General features: G+C 47.5%; 14 protein-coding genes. 7 read left to right on the forward strand and 7 right to left on the reverse strand.

Annotated elements, in window-relative coordinates:
• The 5 genes from UNH61_RS06815 to UNH61_RS06835 all read right to left on the reverse strand — a co-directional run bounded on the left by UNH61_RS06815 (nt 1) and on the right by UNH61_RS06835 (nt 5,570).
• Nucleotides 1-798 carry a PhzF family phenazine biosynthesis protein gene (locus UNH61_RS06815; RefSeq protein WP_326991385.1) on the reverse strand — a complete coding sequence of 266 codons (798 nt, stop codon included), beginning with the start codon at nt 796-798 and terminating at the stop codon, nt 1-3.
• A 62-nt stretch (nt 799-860) separates the two neighbouring features.
• Nucleotides 861-2,624 carry an ABC transporter ATP-binding protein gene (locus UNH61_RS06820; protein ID WP_326991386.1) on the reverse strand — a complete coding sequence of 588 codons (1,764 nt, stop codon included), beginning with the start codon at nt 2,622-2,624 and terminating at the stop codon, nt 861-863.
• Entirely contained in the window at nt 2,608-4,347 is a 1,740-nt protein-coding gene (locus UNH61_RS06825) for an ABC transporter ATP-binding protein (RefSeq protein WP_326991387.1), read from the reverse strand. Before UNH61_RS06825 ends, UNH61_RS06820 begins: the two co-directional genes overlap by 17 nt.
• A gap of 143 nt (nt 4,348-4,490) precedes the next feature.
• Nucleotides 4,491-5,060, reverse strand: coding sequence for an NAD(P)H-dependent oxidoreductase (locus UNH61_RS06830; RefSeq protein ID WP_326991388.1), 570 nt, complete (start codon nt 5,058-5,060; stop codon nt 4,491-4,493).
• A 351-nt stretch (nt 5,061-5,411) separates the two neighbouring features.
• Entirely contained in the window at nt 5,412-5,570 is a 159-nt protein-coding gene (locus UNH61_RS06835) for a hypothetical protein (RefSeq protein WP_326991389.1), read from the reverse strand.
• A 31-nt stretch (nt 5,571-5,601) separates the two neighbouring features.
• On the opposite strand from UNH61_RS06835, the gene UNH61_RS06840 reads away from it, so the two are divergent.
• The gene (locus UNH61_RS06840; protein ID WP_326991390.1) at nt 5,602-6,048 is read left to right on the forward strand and encodes an AAA family ATPase; all 447 of its coding nucleotides are present in this window, start codon (nt 5,602-5,604) and stop codon (nt 6,046-6,048) included.
• On the forward strand, nt 6,038-6,796 hold the full coding sequence (locus UNH61_RS06845) for a tRNA(His) guanylyltransferase Thg1 family protein (protein ID WP_326991391.1): 759 nt from the start codon (nt 6,038-6,040) through the stop codon (nt 6,794-6,796). The genes UNH61_RS06840 and UNH61_RS06845 overlap by 11 nt, the downstream gene beginning before the upstream one ends.
• 10 nt (nt 6,797-6,806) lie before the next feature.
• On the opposite strand, the gene UNH61_RS06850 is transcribed toward UNH61_RS06845, so the two are convergent.
• Nucleotides 6,807-7,349, reverse strand: coding sequence for a hypothetical protein (locus UNH61_RS06850; RefSeq protein WP_326991392.1), 543 nt, complete (start codon nt 7,347-7,349; stop codon nt 6,807-6,809).
• A 134-nt stretch (nt 7,350-7,483) separates the two neighbouring features.
• On the opposite strand from UNH61_RS06850, the gene UNH61_RS06855 reads away from it, so the two are divergent.
• The 3 genes from UNH61_RS06855 to UNH61_RS06865 all read left to right on the forward strand — a co-directional run bounded on the left by UNH61_RS06855 (nt 7,484) and on the right by UNH61_RS06865 (nt 11,306).
• Entirely contained in the window at nt 7,484-8,248 is a 765-nt protein-coding gene (locus UNH61_RS06855; protein ID WP_326991393.1) for an SDR family oxidoreductase, read from the forward strand.
• A gap of 116 nt (nt 8,249-8,364) precedes the next feature.
• Nucleotides 8,365-8,757 carry a hypothetical protein gene (locus tag UNH61_RS06860; protein ID WP_326991394.1) on the forward strand — a complete coding sequence of 131 codons (393 nt, stop codon included), beginning with the start codon at nt 8,365-8,367 and terminating at the stop codon, nt 8,755-8,757.
• 128 nt (nt 8,758-8,885) lie between these two features.
• The gene (locus UNH61_RS06865) at nt 8,886-11,306 is read left to right on the forward strand and encodes an ABC transporter permease (protein WP_326991395.1); all 2,421 of its coding nucleotides are present in this window, start codon (nt 8,886-8,888) and stop codon (nt 11,304-11,306) included.
• Between the two features lie 3 nt (nt 11,307-11,309).
• Here the strand turns inward: UNH61_RS06865 and UNH61_RS06870 are convergent, their stop codons facing one another.
• Nucleotides 11,310-12,614 carry a HAMP domain-containing sensor histidine kinase gene (locus UNH61_RS06870; protein ID WP_326991396.1) on the reverse strand — a complete coding sequence of 435 codons (1,305 nt, stop codon included), beginning with the start codon at nt 12,612-12,614 and terminating at the stop codon, nt 11,310-11,312.
• 273 nt (nt 12,615-12,887) lie between these two features.
• On the opposite strand from UNH61_RS06870, the gene UNH61_RS06875 reads away from it, so the two are divergent.
• Both UNH61_RS06875 and UNH61_RS06880 read left to right on the forward strand, forming a co-directional pair.
• The gene (locus UNH61_RS06875) at nt 12,888-13,430 is read left to right on the forward strand and encodes a sigma-70 family RNA polymerase sigma factor (protein WP_326991397.1); all 543 of its coding nucleotides are present in this window, start codon (nt 12,888-12,890) and stop codon (nt 13,428-13,430) included.
• A 72-nt stretch (nt 13,431-13,502) separates the two neighbouring features.
• Entirely contained in the window at nt 13,503-14,420 is a 918-nt protein-coding gene (locus tag UNH61_RS06880; protein ID WP_326991398.1) for a FecR domain-containing protein, read from the forward strand.
• The last annotated feature ends 39 nt before the right edge of the window (nt 14,421-14,459 follow it).

Consider the following 14,459-nt stretch of genomic DNA (forward strand, 5'->3'; position numbering starts at 1 on the left):
TTAAGGTATTAAAATATTCCCTTCGAGGAAAGTCCGGCAGGAGCCACCAATGAGCACTCTGTCGCCCATATCTTCACAATACAACTTTCCCGCTCTTGGCGATACCTGTAGTGCCGTGAGTTGCTTTTTCTCTAATTGCCGGCTCCAGAAAGGAATCAGGGAGCAATGAGCGGAACCGGTAACAGGATCTTCAAAGATGCTGGCCTGTGGCGTAAAGAAGCGGGATACAAAATCTACTGTACGACCTTTTGCGGTGGCGATGATTCCGCCGGGATCGAGGTTGATCTGGTTGAGAATAGCCTGATCCGGCCGGAGGTTGCGAACGATGTCTTCATCATGATACACCAGTACATAATCCCGGGCTTTGAGCACTTCCATCGGATAAGCGCCCATTCCGCGGAGGATCTCCGGTGGTAATGAGGCGGCAGTAGCGGGGCGCGACGGGAAGTCGAGCATCAGCATATCGTTGTGCCGCGTTACAGTGAGTATGCCGCTTTGGGTCTGAAAAACGATCTGGCGCATGTCCCATCCCATATGGCTGAACAACACATGTGCCGTGGCGAGGGTGGCATGTCCGCAGAGGTCCATTTCAATTTCCGGTGTGAACCAGCGCAGTTCGTAATGTCCGGGTTTGCCAGCAGGAATGAAAAAAGCTGTTTCCGGCAGAAAGTTTTCAGCAGCGATTTGCTGCATTACAGCCGTTGGGAGCCAGGCTTCGAGCAGGCATACTGCTGCCGGGTTTCCCCTGAATAGTTCATCCGTGAAAGCATCTACCTGGAAAATCGGAATACGTGGCATAACGAACAAATTAACCCTTGCAGCAAAGGTATCTTCTTTAGTGTAGAGTACAAAAGATGCTCTTAGCTCATCCTGATTCCATGCATCAGTTTCTCCATGGCGTTCCGGAATGATCCTGCCCTGGTCACTTCCCCGGAATTCACAAAGAAGATCTCATCCGCATTTTCAATGGTATTCAACCGGTGTGCGATGATCACGCGGGTAGTGGATGATGGCAGCTTCCCGAGTATCTCACTCAGCAGCTGTTCCGTTACGGTATCGATGTTGGCCGTGGCTTCATCGAGGATCAGGAGATCGGGTTTACGCAGTACGGCGCGCATGAAAGCGATGAGTTGTTTTTGCCCGAGGCTGATACTATCGCCACCGGAAGTTACTTTGGTTTCCAGGCCTTCATCGAATAGGGCCAGGAGCTTGCCCAGATTGGCTTCCTCTATTACTTCTATCAGCTGTTCGTTAGAGTAGTTTTCATATTGAGGATTGCCATAGAGGATATTTTCCTTTACGGTACCGGTGAACAGGAAAGGTTCCTGCAGGATGAAACCGATTTGCTGTGTACGTGCTGATGGATCATAGCTGCGTATATCCTTTCCATTTAGCAATACGGTGCCGCTGGTAGGATCGTAGAGGCGGGCAATCAGCGAGGCAGTAGTGGTTTTTCCGCCACCGGTGGGGCCTACGAGGGCATATGTTTTTCCTTCTTCCAGTGTAAGGTTAATATTATGCAGTATTTCCTTCCCTTCCGGATAGCCGAAATGCACGTTCCTGAATTCCAGCAGTGAGGGGGCAGCGGGAGCACTGGCTGCTGCCGGAACAGTAAGCAGATTGGTTTCCAGGGCCAGTATCTCGGAAATACGGTCCCAGCCAGCCATTGCTACCTGGAAGTTGGCCCAGAGGGTAGCCAGCTGCCGCAGCGGATTGTAGAAGTAAGTGGCATAAGCCAGGTAACTTACGAGCAACCCTATGCTAAACTCATGTTGGGCAATGAGGTAAATACCGCCTGTTAATACCAGCAGTTGCGCAATGCTGGCACACATGGCATAAAACGGAAGGAATATGTTATTGGCTAAACCAGCGCCGATGGCTGTTTTGTAGTTGTTGTTATTGGCTTCATTAAAACGTTTCCTGAAATAATCGCGGCGGTTGAAGGCGATGATCACTTTGAAATTATTCAGGCTCTCCTGTATTTCTGCGCTCAGGCCGCCTACTGATTTCATATTAGCCGCATTTTTCCGTTTTACCCAGGGAGAAAGCACACGTGTGAAGATCAGTATCAGCAGGGCCGGCGCCAGGGCGGCGATACCTACTTTGTAGTTGATCACCAGTAAGAAAATCCCGGCGCCGATCATCGTCATGATATTGCCGACGAATTGCATCAGTGATTGGGAGAAAAACTGATTGAGTTTATCGGTGTCGTTGTTCACGCGTGAGATGAGGTCACCGGCCTTGTTCTGGTTAAAGAAGGCAACGGGCAGCTGTTGTATCTTGCTAAAAATCACATTACGTAAGGTATACAGGGTACGTTGTCCTACGCCTCCCATCAGCTTCGTTTGGTTGTAGCTGGTGAACAATGCAACAAGATACATGCAAAGCAGAATGCCGGAGAATACCAACAGGCCGTGGTATTGTTTATTTTGCACATAGTGGTCGATCGCATAGCCCGTCAGGAAAGGCCCCAGCAGATTGAGTGTGGAGTTGATGATGATGGCAGACAGGGCCACCACCAGGTTTTTCTTTTCTCCGGAGATCAGCTGCAGCAGGTTCCGGAACGCAACGTAGTTCGACGTTCTGTGATCCTTTTCCGTATACTTGTTAAGATTGTAATTCATAATTGCTGGTACTTTGCTGGGAGTTAAAAATCTGGATGTATTCAGGACTGGATTGCATCAGCTCCTGATGTGTGCCTATGGCAATGATCTCTCCCTGCATGAGCAGAATGATCTGATCGTAATGTGCCACAGATGCAATTTTTTGTGTGACGGATAGCAAAGTGATTCCCGGGTACATGGCATGTACATTTTCCAGGATCTTTTTCTCTGTATTGGTATCCACGCGGGCGGTGAAATCGTCGAGCAGGAGCAGCTTAGGATTGATAGCCAGGGCCCTGGCAAGCATGATGCGTTGTTTTTGTCCACCGGAAAGACTAGCCCCTCTTTCCGATACTACTGTTTCCAGTCCATCCGGGAGTGTATCGGTGAAATCCTTTAACGCGGCGACTGTGAGGGCCTTCTCCATATCCTTATTGGTAACGGTTTCATTGAAGGCGATATTCTCCCGTATGCTCATATTAAAAATGATGCTGTCCTGGAACACGAAGCCAACCTGGCTGTGGAACGATTCCGGGTTGTAATCACCGACAGCATGTCCATCTACCAAAACATTACCGGCAGTAGGTTTAATCAGTCCTGTGAGCAGGTACAGCAGCTGGGTTTTACCTGCCGCCGTGGGGCCAATCACGGCCACTTTGGATCCTGCTTTCACCCGGAAGGAAATGTCTTTCAGCACCGGCTTCTGACCGTAGCTGACATTGATGTCTCTGAATTCGATATCGCCTTTCAGGGAAGCGGTTACTGATCCGCCGGGCATGATGTCGGGCATGTTTACCACAGCGCTGATACGCTGATAGGAGGCGGAGGCCTGGGCAATGATATTGCTCATAAAGCCAATAACGAGTATCGGGAAGATGAGAAGCGTAAGATAACTGCTGAAGGCTGCAAAATCGCCCAATGTCATACTGCCCGAGATAACAAAATGGCCGCCGAGTGTAAGAATGACCAGTGAAGCGATGCTGGCAGAAAAGGTGATCACAGGAATCAGTCCTGCAAACAATTTCACAATGCTTAGTCCGAAGCCCATGGCCTTGCCGTTGGCATCAAGGAATTTATTGTATTCCGGCTGTTGCGAGTTTACCACCCTGATCAACGCAGCACCAAGAATGCTTTCATTGATCACTTTATTGAGCCAGTCCATTATTTCCCGGCTCTGGATAAACAACGACCTTACTTTTTTCAATACCAGGTAAAAAGTAATTCCCATGATAGGAAGCGTGGCTATTACGGCCAGCGCCAGTTTCCAGTTGATAGTGATCAGCAGTACGCTGGCTCCTATAATAATGAACAGAGATGATACCAGCGACACAATTGCCTGCGATACGAACAGTTTGATGGAATCTACATCGGCGATCAGGTTGGTAAGTAATCGCGATGGATTGGCTTGTTCCACCCAGGCATAACTCTGGCCGGAAATCTTATCAGAGATCTTCGTCCGGAGGTTGCGGGCCACCTGTTCCGAGACGTAGGTCTGGATGATATTCTGGAGATAAGTAAACAGCAGGATTACCGCTATGGCCACAAGAAATTTGATCAACAGGGCATTGAGTTGAAAAGTGCCGCGTCCGAAATCATCAATTCCTTTTCCGATAATTTTGGGCAACCACAGGTTAAGACCGTTACTAAGCAGCGTAAACAGGATCAGCAGCAATACCATACCCATATATGGTTGCAGCAGACTGAAGATGCCGGCTTCCTTTTTTTTGCTTCCTTCTTGTTTCATCAGATCAGCTATGTTTAATGCAGGGTTTTCGGGGGAGAAGACGAATGTACGCCGCAAATATTGTATATAAATACATCAATTTATAATTTTTGGGAAGGACGGCAATAAAAAAAATCCGGGGATGGCGGCCCCGGATTTTTGAATCAGGCATTGACCGTGGCCGCTTTTTTCCTGTCGGCAATAGCACCGGCCAGCCATAAAAAATCATCCAGGAATTTCCTGGCATTTTTGCTGGTTTGTTCATTTACGAGGTCGTGGCGTTCATTGAAGGCGCCGTAAATTTCAGGTACCAGCAGTTTGGAAGGCAGTGGAAATGCGCCCATGCTGAGGATGACATGCTGAAGATGGTTGGAGGCGTTGATTCCTCCCATTTTGCCGGCGCTGACAGCGGCTACTCCAATTGCTTTACGGGAGAATTCCGCATAGAAATAGTCCAGCGCATTTTTCAGAACGCCGGAGAAGCTGCCATGGTATTCCGGCGTTACCAGTATCACCGCATCGGCTGCATACAGACGCCGGCTCAGATCCAGGGCGGTTTGTGGCAGTTCGGGGTGAAGGCCCACGCGTTCTTCCAACAATGGGAGCGGGGTTTCAGCCAGATCTATCAGATCGGTTTCCTGGCGGCTGTCAGTAAGCTGTTGTTCCAGGTAATGTGCTACCCGGTGCGACTGTCGGCCCAGGCGTATGCTGCCAATGATGATTGCAATTTTCATAATTATCAGTTTTATTGTTTTAGTAAGCGCACAGCTGTTCCATTGCATCCCTGTGCAACAGATCCGACTGCAGTTAGTATATAAGTTGGATTTGGGTGTCGTATCAGCCGGCGGGCCCGGCCAGCTGATATCTCTCTGAGAATAACAGGAAGAATGCATACAGCTGCAGGTGTTCATGATACCGCTTGCCCATAAGCTTCCCCGGCTGATGATAATATTTTATAAAACAAAGATAGTATCTTTGATTAATAAACATAATAAACACTTTGTTTATTATGAGTAAAAATATCATGGAAGCAGAAAGGACGGAGGCCCCGGCAAATACCTGCTGATACAACACCATTGTCCGATTTACGCCGTAGCGGGACAATGGCCGTCGTTTTGCCGTTCGGAGCTGGAGATGTTCAGGAATCTGCTGGGAGAAGCGGTGAAGGTAGAGCGGCCGGAGCATATGTTTTCGGGGCAGTGGCGTTGTGTGTACAGGATTAGCGGGCGTTGATTTTTTTCCATACATTGCCTGCATATTCCGTCCGGATAAAATATGGAAGCAATTATTTTCTGTGGCATACAAGGCAGTGGTAAGACCTCATTTTATAAGCAATACTTTTTTGATACGCACCTGCGTATTTCACTGGACCAGCTGAATACCCGCAATAAAGAAGGTAAGTTGATAGATGTTTGTGTAGCTGTTCATCAGCCGTTTGTTGTAGATAACACCAATCCTACCCGGGCTGAGCGGGAAAAATATATCCGTATTGCAAAACAGCACAAGTACAAGATTAAGGGATACTTTTTTCAGTCGGACCTAGCCGCTGCCGTGCAGCGTAATAACTTGCGCGGGGGGAAGGCCTGCATTCCGGAGATTGGGATCCGCAGCACCTGGAAACGGCTGGAGCCACCTGTAATGGAAGAGGGATTTGACGAATTATATATAGTGGAATTATTGGCTGATCAGTTTATAATAAAAGCATGGAATCATGAAGTTTGATGACCTTGATAGTAAAATGCGCGTATACGAAACGGCGCATGATGAATCGGTAGTACCGGGCATGTATATCGTGGCCCGGATAGATGGGAGGGGATTTACGCGTCTTACCAAGGAATTACATTCTTTTGAAGCTCCTTTCGACGAGCGTTTCCGGGATTATATGATTGAAACTACCCGGCACCTGATGAACTGTGGCTTCAAAGTAATATATGGATTTACCCAAAGCGATGAGATATCATTGTTATTTGATTATAACGAAACTGCTTTTGCCCGGAAGCACCGGAAGTATACGTCGATATTAGCGGGAGAAGCCAGTGCAAAGTTTTCGTTATTGCTGGGTAGCATGGCAGTATTTGATTGCCGCCTGAGTTTATTGCCGAACAAAGCGTTGGTCGTGGATTATTTCCGCTGGCGCAATGAAGATGCGTACCGGAATTCACTGAATGCACACTGCTACTGGCGGTTGCGCCAGGAGGGCCTTTCGAGGGAAGCGGCTACAGGCCGGATTGAGAAACTGAGTACAGCGGAGAAGAATGAGTTACTATATGGATTCGGCATCAACTTCAATGATTTGCCGTTGTGGCAGAAGAGGGGAACAGGGGTTTACTGGACCGAAGTAACTAAGGAAGCATTTGATGTAAAAGTGCAGGCACAGGTGATGGTAAAGAGGAAACAGTTGTATAGCAATATGGAATTGCCGATGAAGGATGAGTATAGTTTGTTTGTTGGGGGGATGTTGGAGGGATAGGTTACTCAACTTAGCCGGCTGGAAGGATAGCTTCGATGAAGCTGTTGCACTGGTCCCGGAACTCATCGCAATGATCAAATAGTAAGGCTCCGCCATCGGGTTGCACATGGCGTTGAATAGTAGTGAAAACGAGATTTTCTTTATAAGGTGAAATTCCTGCAAAATCGAACAGGATTTTATTGGTGGATGACAGATGAGTGTATAATGAAACAATCTTCTGGTCGCATGACGACAGGTGTTGAAGAATACTGTTTTCATTTATTTCCGGGATGGCGTATAATTCCGTTATCAGTGCACTTCGCGGGCCGGCATTTTTCCGGACAAATTGCTGAACAGTGGAAGGTAGAAAGCGTCGCTGAGGAAGAGAATCTATAAACGCAAACCCAGCCCCGGGTACCAGCGTTTTCACAAACCTCTGTACCGTTTCCCGAAAGAACGGGCCACCGGGGATCTTTATCACAACTATTTCTCCGGCATGTAACCGGAAAGCGGGAATGAGAAATCGTCCTGCCCGTTGCTCCTTAAAATCAAGTATCACCTCCTGATGCTGCATATACCCAAAAATACGGTTTCGACAGTTCCCCGATTATTAAATACTTAAACACTCACCATTAAATACTTAAACTATCACCATAATCAATCCACCAGGTAACCGGATCTTTGTGTCATCAAAAAAACAACAAGCATATGACATCACAGAACAAAATAGCCCTGGTAACCGGTGGTAGTCGTGGTTTAGGCAGGAATATGGCATTGCAGCTGGCCAAAAGCGGTAACGATGTAGTCATCACCTATAAAGGCAACAGGCAAACAGCAGAAGAAGTAGTGGCTGAAATAAAAGCCCTGGGCCGTCAGGCAGCGGCGTTTCAGCTCGATACCGCCGATACACGCAGCTTTAAAGCCTTCTGGGAAACAGTGGCCAGCCACCTGAAAAGCGCTACCGGCGATGGCCGTATCGACTTCCTGATCAACAACGCTGGTATCGACAGGGGCTCGAAAATCCCTGATACGACAGAAGAAGATTTCGATGAGCTCTACCATGTGCACCTCAAAGGAGTATATTTCCTGACCCAGCAGGCATTGCCATTTATACGCGACAATGGCCGTATCATCAATCTTTCTACGGGTCTGGCCCGTTTTGTAACACCTGGTTATGCGGCGTATGCTTCCATGAAAGGCGCTATCGAGGTATTTACCCGCTACCTCGCCAAAGAGATCGGCCACAGAGGCATTACCGCTAATGTGGTAGCCCCGGGAATTATAGAAACTGATTTCACCAAAGCCGTATTTGAACATGCGCCGCAGGCCATCGCTCATATCAATGCTAACACTGCCCTGGGCAGAACCGGCGTGCCCGACGATATTGGCGGAATTGTAGCATTCCTGTGCACAGAGGAAGCCCGGTGGATCAATGCGCAGCGGATTGAGGCTTCGGGAGGAATGTTCCTGTAAGAATTACGAATTACGAATTACGAAATGCATAGGAGATATAAGCGAGTCACAATAATATCCGCTTATATCTTCTATGCATTTCGTAATTCGTAATTCGTAATTTTAAGAAAAAGCCCATGCCTGATAACGCGCTCTTAAAGAAACTCTACTTCTACAAAGCTACCAGTGCGCTGATCGTAAATGCGCCAGAGGTATATTGGTTGCTGGTCGGCGACATTCCCCACGACACTAAAGCTGCCGCAAAGAAGAAGGGCTCCTATGATTTTGTACAAGTGTTTGCCACCACTCAAAAGGAGCTGGAAAAACTGATAGCGGCTGTAGTCCATGATGGCAAACATGATTGCCTTTTCTGGGCCTGTTATCCTAAGGGAACGGGAAAAATAAAAAGTGATATCAAACGGGAAACAGTGTGGGTAGCTTTTGAGGCGGCAGGACTGGAAGCTGTGTCCAGCATATCTATCGATGAAACATGGACCGCCCTGCGGGCAAGGCCGCTGGGCGTCAAATAAGGCTGACCGTAATCGGACACCCGTGTACCAAAAGCGGGCATTGTTTTGAAATTAAGATGCTGATTGTCAGTGTGTATTTGTTTCGGCACTTATTTGGGGCAGGATACCCGGACCTGCAAAGCTGCACCATGATCAAGAATTATTTCAGCATCGCCCTCAGGAACCTTTGGCGAAATAAAGGTTTTTCAGCCATTACCATTTTCGGGCTGGCAATAGGTATTACTACCTGCTTACTGATTGTATTGTTTGTAAACGACGAGTTGAGCTACGACCGTTATAATAAGAACGCCGACAGGATATACCGCATCGACGCGGATTTCCTGGTGAATGGCGCCGCATTCAGAGAACATACTGTGCCTGCACTACTCGGGCCTGTGCTGAAAGAAGAAAATCCGCAGGTGGAGAATTATGTGCGATTATTGATCGGTGGTAATATCCTGGTCCGTAAGGGTGATAATACTTTCGCCGAAACTAATGCCTGCTACGCTGATTCCAGTATATTCGATGTGTTTACCCTGCCGATGATCAGTGGTGATCCGCGCACCGCGCTTACCCAGCCGCATACCATGGTTATTTCAGAACGAATGGCCATGAAATATTTTGGCACTACAGATATAGTAGGCAAAACCATGATCACTGATAATGCAACAACTTATCAGATCACCGGAGTGATCAGGAATATGCCGGATCAGGCGCACATGCACCTCGATTTTATCCGGGCTATGGCGGAGCGGGGCGATAGCCGGGATGCAGCCTGGATGTCGGATAACTTCACCACTTACATGCTGATGCGTAAGGGTGCTACCGGGCAGCAACTCCAGCAATATGTGGATGCCGCCACTAAAAAATATATGGAAGGTCCACTGAAGAAGATGACCGGCAGCAATTTAGATGAGCTGAAAAAAGCGGGAAGCCATTTTGGCTATACCCTGTTACCGTTGACCAGTATTCATTTGTACTCGACCCTGCGCGATGAAGTAGAGCCATCGGGCAACATGCAATACGTATACATCTTCATTGCGGTGGCCATAATTATTCTGCTAATCGCCTGCGTAAATTTCATGAATCTTTCTACCGCCCGTTCTGCCGGAAGGGCTAAAGAAGTCGGAGTCCGGAAAGTACTGGGCTCCAGGCGCTCCGCACTGATCCTGCAGTTCCTGGCGGAATCCACTGTTACCAGCTTCTTCGCCATGTTGCTCGGCGTAGCCATGGCTGTGCTGTTGCTGCCGTACCTGAACCAGGTGGCCGATAAACATATCCGTTTCCACGCTGCGGCATTGGTGTGGATCCTGCCGTTGCTGGCAGGAGTTACCCTGTTCATCGGTTTGCTGGCAGGCATCTACCCAGCGTTGTTCTTGTCGGGGTTTGAACCCATTAAAGTGCTGAAAGGGAAGATCCGTATGGGATTCAGCGATAGCTGGTTGAGGAATAGCCTGGTTGTTTTCCAGTTTGCATCTGCCATACTTCTTATTGTTGGTACTTTGGTCATATACAATCAGCTGAAATTTATCCGTGATAAACAGCTGGGCTACGACCGGAACCAGGTACTGGTGCTGACAAATACCTATCCGCTCGGGGATCATGCACGCGAATTCAAAGCTGAAGTAATGCGGCTGCCCGGCGTAGACAAAGGATCCATCACCGGCGTGCTGCCTACCGAGCTGAGTACAAATACCGCCATCTATTCCAGAGACGCCGCTTTCAGTACAGGCCAGGTAACGGGCCTGGTGGAATGGCTGGTGGATGGCGATTTTATTCCAACCATGGGAATGAAAATGGCCAATGGCCGCAATTTCTCCGCCGACATGCCTTCTGATTCATCTGCTATATTGGTCAATGAAACCGCTGCCCGTTTGATGGGAATTACAGACCTGAACAACAGGATGCTTTACGGAGGCAGCCAGGGGAATGGAACTGTCCTGAACGTCATTGGTATTGTGAAAGACTTTAATACCGGATCGTTAAGAAGTAAGATCCCGCCGGTAGTATTCCGGCTTGTTTTCGAGCCCAGAAGAATTGCTTTCCGCGTGAATACACATCAGCTGCCGGAATTGCTGGCGAAGATAAAGCAGGTATACCAATCGCAGCACAGCATGGCCGGACAGCCATTCACCTATTCCTTCCTGAACGATGATTTTAATAAACTATACCGTGCAGAAGAACGTACCGGGAAAATATTTGTGTCGTTCGCCATTCTGGCGGTACTGATTGCCGCACTTGGAGTATTCGGACTGATCACTTACGCAGCAGAACAGCGTACCCGGGAAATAGGTATACGCAAGGTGATGGGTGCATCAGTGACCGGCATTGTGCTAATGTTGTCTAAAGATTTCTTCAAACTCATTGGCATATCCGTATTAATAGGCAGCCCGGTGGCATGGTTTATCATGAGCCGCTGGTTGAGGAACTTTGCTTATTCGGTAAACATCAGCTGGACGGTTTTCCTGATCGCCGCGTTGATTGCGATAGCCATCACCATTGTATCGGTTATTTACCGGGCTGTGAGCGCCGCCACGGCCAATCCGATAAACAGTCTGAAAGCAGAATAAGGGCTATTTTGCCAGGGGCAGCTCCAGGTAAAAGGTACTGCCTCCTTCCGGATTGTTTTCAAACCAAAGCCGTCCATGCTGGGCGATCGTGTATTCTTTGCAGAGGTACAGACCTAGCCCGACTCCTTTTTCGTTATTAGTACCAAAAGTGGAACGGACTTTCAGTGAAAAAATATCATGCTGACGGTTCTTGTCGATACCGGCACCACTGTCTTTTACCGATATCAGGCATTTATTGCCGGTTTTGCTGGTGCTGATAAAAATAGCACCACCGGCAGGTGTGAACTTGGCGGCATTGCCCAACAGGTTGCGGACAATCAGTTGTAACATATTGATATCTGCCATGACGCGGATAGAGGCATCGATACTGGTATCAAGACTGATCTTCTTTTTGGTGACAGCCATCTTGTTGATCTTCAGGATAGGGTGTATGGCCGCAGCCACGTCTACCGGCGCGAGGTTCACGTGCTGGCCATCGAGCTGCGTTCTCGACCAGATCAACATATTATAGAGCATCTCCTGCGTACTGTTCACTACATATAGCAGTTCGGTTTCCATTTGTTTTTTGTCATCCGGGCCCAGCTCAATTTCCCGCATCAGTTCCAGGTACGATTGTATGGAAGCCAGCGGGTTACGGAGATCGTGTGAGATAAGGGAAAACAGCTTACTTTTCTCTGCGTTCATGATTTCCAGCGACCTTGCCTTTTCCTCATTTCTCTTTTTTTCTTTGGCGTATGCATTTTTCAGATAAACAGTACCAGCAAATATGACCATAGAATTAATGATATAAGTAGGCGTCATATCTGCAAATATATCTCCCCGGGTTTGGTATACTGCCTCCACCGGATGATAGTATTCCCACCAGATAAGCCCCAGTACCGTAATAAGATTCAGCGCCAGCCACCAGATATACTGTTGCCGGGGCGAAATGAGCATGGTCAGGAAAAAAGCCAGTGTGAAAGACAGGAGGGAAGCACCCTGAATACCGCCGGCGTAAAAATAATTGATGGCAAATATTACATTGATCGTAACTACGGAAACGGCTATACTGATTGCCATCTGCCTGCGGTATCTTGATAAATAATAGATACCTGAAAATATGATGACCAGTACCCCGAAAAGCAGCGAGGTGACAGTAAGGCCGGTAATATAATTGTAAGGAACATTAAAGGCAATGATAACGAGAGCAATGACACAAATGGCATTGAAAATCCGGTTTTCGAGGGTGAAATGCGCGGCATCTCCGATAATCAAATTCGTTATTTGCTTCACTCGTTGTCTTAGATTGCTTACGCCGGGTGCTGACATGTTACTAATTTAAACAAATCCGATGGCTATCTGCAGCGAATTTGCCAGGATAAGGATAAAATTTTTAAGTTTTGTTCTCACATTTTGATTACTTTTCATAAAGAAGTTATACAACCAAAATGTAATGCGCATGTTATGAAAAGCAATATCCACGCCATTTCACACTATATGAAATAAATTGTTTCAACTAAATTAATGTTTTAATAATACGCCTGCTATGCACCGGCTAAATGGATAAAAGTAATTTCGTCGGATGTGACCATCTCCCCGTATATGACCACCCAGTTATCAGATATGGCCTTATTCCAACTCATGAAAGCCGGCAGCATTGAGGGCTTCACGGAGTTATACAACCGGTACTGGGAGGAACTATATGGTTTTGCCTGGAAGATATTAGGAAATAAAGACCATGCGGAAGATGTGCTCCAGGAGCTGTTCCTCCATATATGGGATAAGCGCGATGCTATTCAGATCACACACCAGGTAAAAGCTTACCTGTACCGCTGTCTTAAAAACAGGATCTATAATTTTCTCAAAGCCAACGCTGTAAAAAACACGCATTACCAGGCCCTGCTTAATACCATTAACCATTTGGAAGATGAGGACGCACGGATAGAACAAAAAGAAAGTACCATCCGGCTCCTGCATCACCTCGAAATCCTTCCCGGCAAAATGAAAGAAATTGCCAGGCTGTATCTTATCGAAGGCCTCAATGTCAAAGAAATCTCTTACTTACTCTCCCTTTCCGAACATACCGTCAGAAACCAGCTGAATAACATGAAACGACGGTTACTACGCAATAATCAGAAATGTTAATGAAATGTTAAATGGTGGTTTAGTCTGATCAAAAAATAACCGCAGGATTGTCTTCGTACATATGCAAGGGTTATGACAGATCATCTTGATAAGAAAATTTCTGACTTCTTTGACCGCCTGGGTAACCGTCCGTTACCCGGTCCCTTCTCATCAGATGATGAACGTGCGGAAACGAAACAGCGTTTGCTGGGTGCTATACTAACGAAAGCTGCGCCGGATGCAAAGGTGCGCCGTATAGGCAAACCATGGCGGGCGATTGCCGCCGCTGCCGCGGTACTGGTATTACTGGGTCTGGGAGCCGCATACCTCTGGCGTATACATCCGCAGCAGCAACCATTGCTGGTAACCCGCATCAGCACTGGTATCAGAGAACAAAAGAAAATAATGCTGCCCGATAGTTCAGTGGTCATACTGAATGCGAATTCATCTGTGAGTTTTAACAGCGACTTTAATAAAACAGACCGTATCGTTACCCTGCAACAGGGAGAAGCTTTTTTTACCGTACAAAATGATGCTGCCCGCCCGTTCCGGGTGAAAGCCGATAGTATCACTACTACCGTACTGGGTACCTCCTTTAATATGATGAAGTATGCGTACACCCCTATGGTGAAAATACTGGTGAAAACAGGTAAGGTAAGTGTGAGCAGTAATAAAAATGAGCTTTGCAGACTGCAGCCGGCAGAACAGGTATCGGTGAATACAGTCAGTGGACAGTTTAAAACCAGCCATGCAGAAGGGTTATCGGGCGATGAGTGGACAACCGGCCGGATCATTATCCGGGAAGAACCTTTGTCGGTAATACTGGAGCGTCTTGAAATGCTTTATGGGGTGGAGTTCGACACACACGCTGTGCCGGATGAATCGCTTCGTACCATCACCTTTAACGCCAGCATGCCCTTGCAGGATGTATTGAATATTGTAGAGAAGATAAGCCAGGTAAGGTTCAGCAAAAAAGACCATCAAACCAAAATTCACGTGCATGTAAAATAAAAACAGCATTCGCCCTAACGAATGCTGCGGAAAACTCTC

Source organism: Chitinophaga sp. 180180018-3 (assembly GCF_037893185.1).
Lineage (GTDB): Bacteria > Bacteroidota > Bacteroidia > Chitinophagales > Chitinophagaceae > Chitinophaga.

What these genes read in the sequence shown, in the direction of transcription:
- UNH61_RS06860 (WP_326991394.1), top strand. Translation starts at nt 8,365, where the DNA reads ATGCCTGATAACGCGCTCTTAAAGAAACTCTACTTCTACAAAGCTACC.
- UNH61_RS06855 (WP_326991393.1), top strand. Translation starts at nt 7,484, where the DNA reads ATGACATCACAGAACAAAATAGCCCTGGTAACCGGTGGTAGTCGTGGT.
- UNH61_RS06820 (WP_326991386.1), bottom strand. Translation starts at nt 2,624, where the DNA reads ATGAATTACAATCTTAACAAGTATACGGAAAAGGATCACAGAACGTCG.
- UNH61_RS06875 (WP_326991397.1), top strand. Translation starts at nt 12,888, where the DNA reads ATGACCACCCAGTTATCAGATATGGCCTTATTCCAACTCATGAAAGCC.
- UNH61_RS06835 (WP_326991389.1), bottom strand. Translation starts at nt 5,570, where the DNA reads ATGGAAAAAAATCAACGCCCGCTAATCCTGTACACACAACGCCACTGC.
- UNH61_RS06865 (WP_326991395.1), top strand. Translation starts at nt 8,886, where the DNA reads ATGATCAAGAATTATTTCAGCATCGCCCTCAGGAACCTTTGGCGAAAT.
- UNH61_RS06840 (WP_326991390.1), top strand. Translation starts at nt 5,602, where the DNA reads ATGGAAGCAATTATTTTCTGTGGCATACAAGGCAGTGGTAAGACCTCA.
- UNH61_RS06825 (WP_326991387.1), bottom strand. Translation starts at nt 4,347, where the DNA reads ATGAAACAAGAAGGAAGCAAAAAAAAGGAAGCCGGCATCTTCAGTCTG.
- UNH61_RS06870 (WP_326991396.1), bottom strand. Translation starts at nt 12,614, where the DNA reads ATGTCAGCACCCGGCGTAAGCAATCTAAGACAACGAGTGAAGCAAATA.
- UNH61_RS06830 (WP_326991388.1), bottom strand. Translation starts at nt 5,060, where the DNA reads ATGAAAATTGCAATCATCATTGGCAGCATACGCCTGGGCCGACAGTCG.
- UNH61_RS06850 (WP_326991392.1), bottom strand. Translation starts at nt 7,349, where the DNA reads ATGCAGCATCAGGAGGTGATACTTGATTTTAAGGAGCAACGGGCAGGA.
- UNH61_RS06815 (WP_326991385.1), bottom strand. Translation starts at nt 798, where the DNA reads ATGCCACGTATTCCGATTTTCCAGGTAGATGCTTTCACGGATGAACTA.
- UNH61_RS06845 (WP_326991391.1), top strand. Translation starts at nt 6,038, where the DNA reads ATGAAGTTTGATGACCTTGATAGTAAAATGCGCGTATACGAAACGGCG.
- UNH61_RS06880 (WP_326991398.1), top strand. Translation starts at nt 13,503, where the DNA reads ATGACAGATCATCTTGATAAGAAAATTTCTGACTTCTTTGACCGCCTG.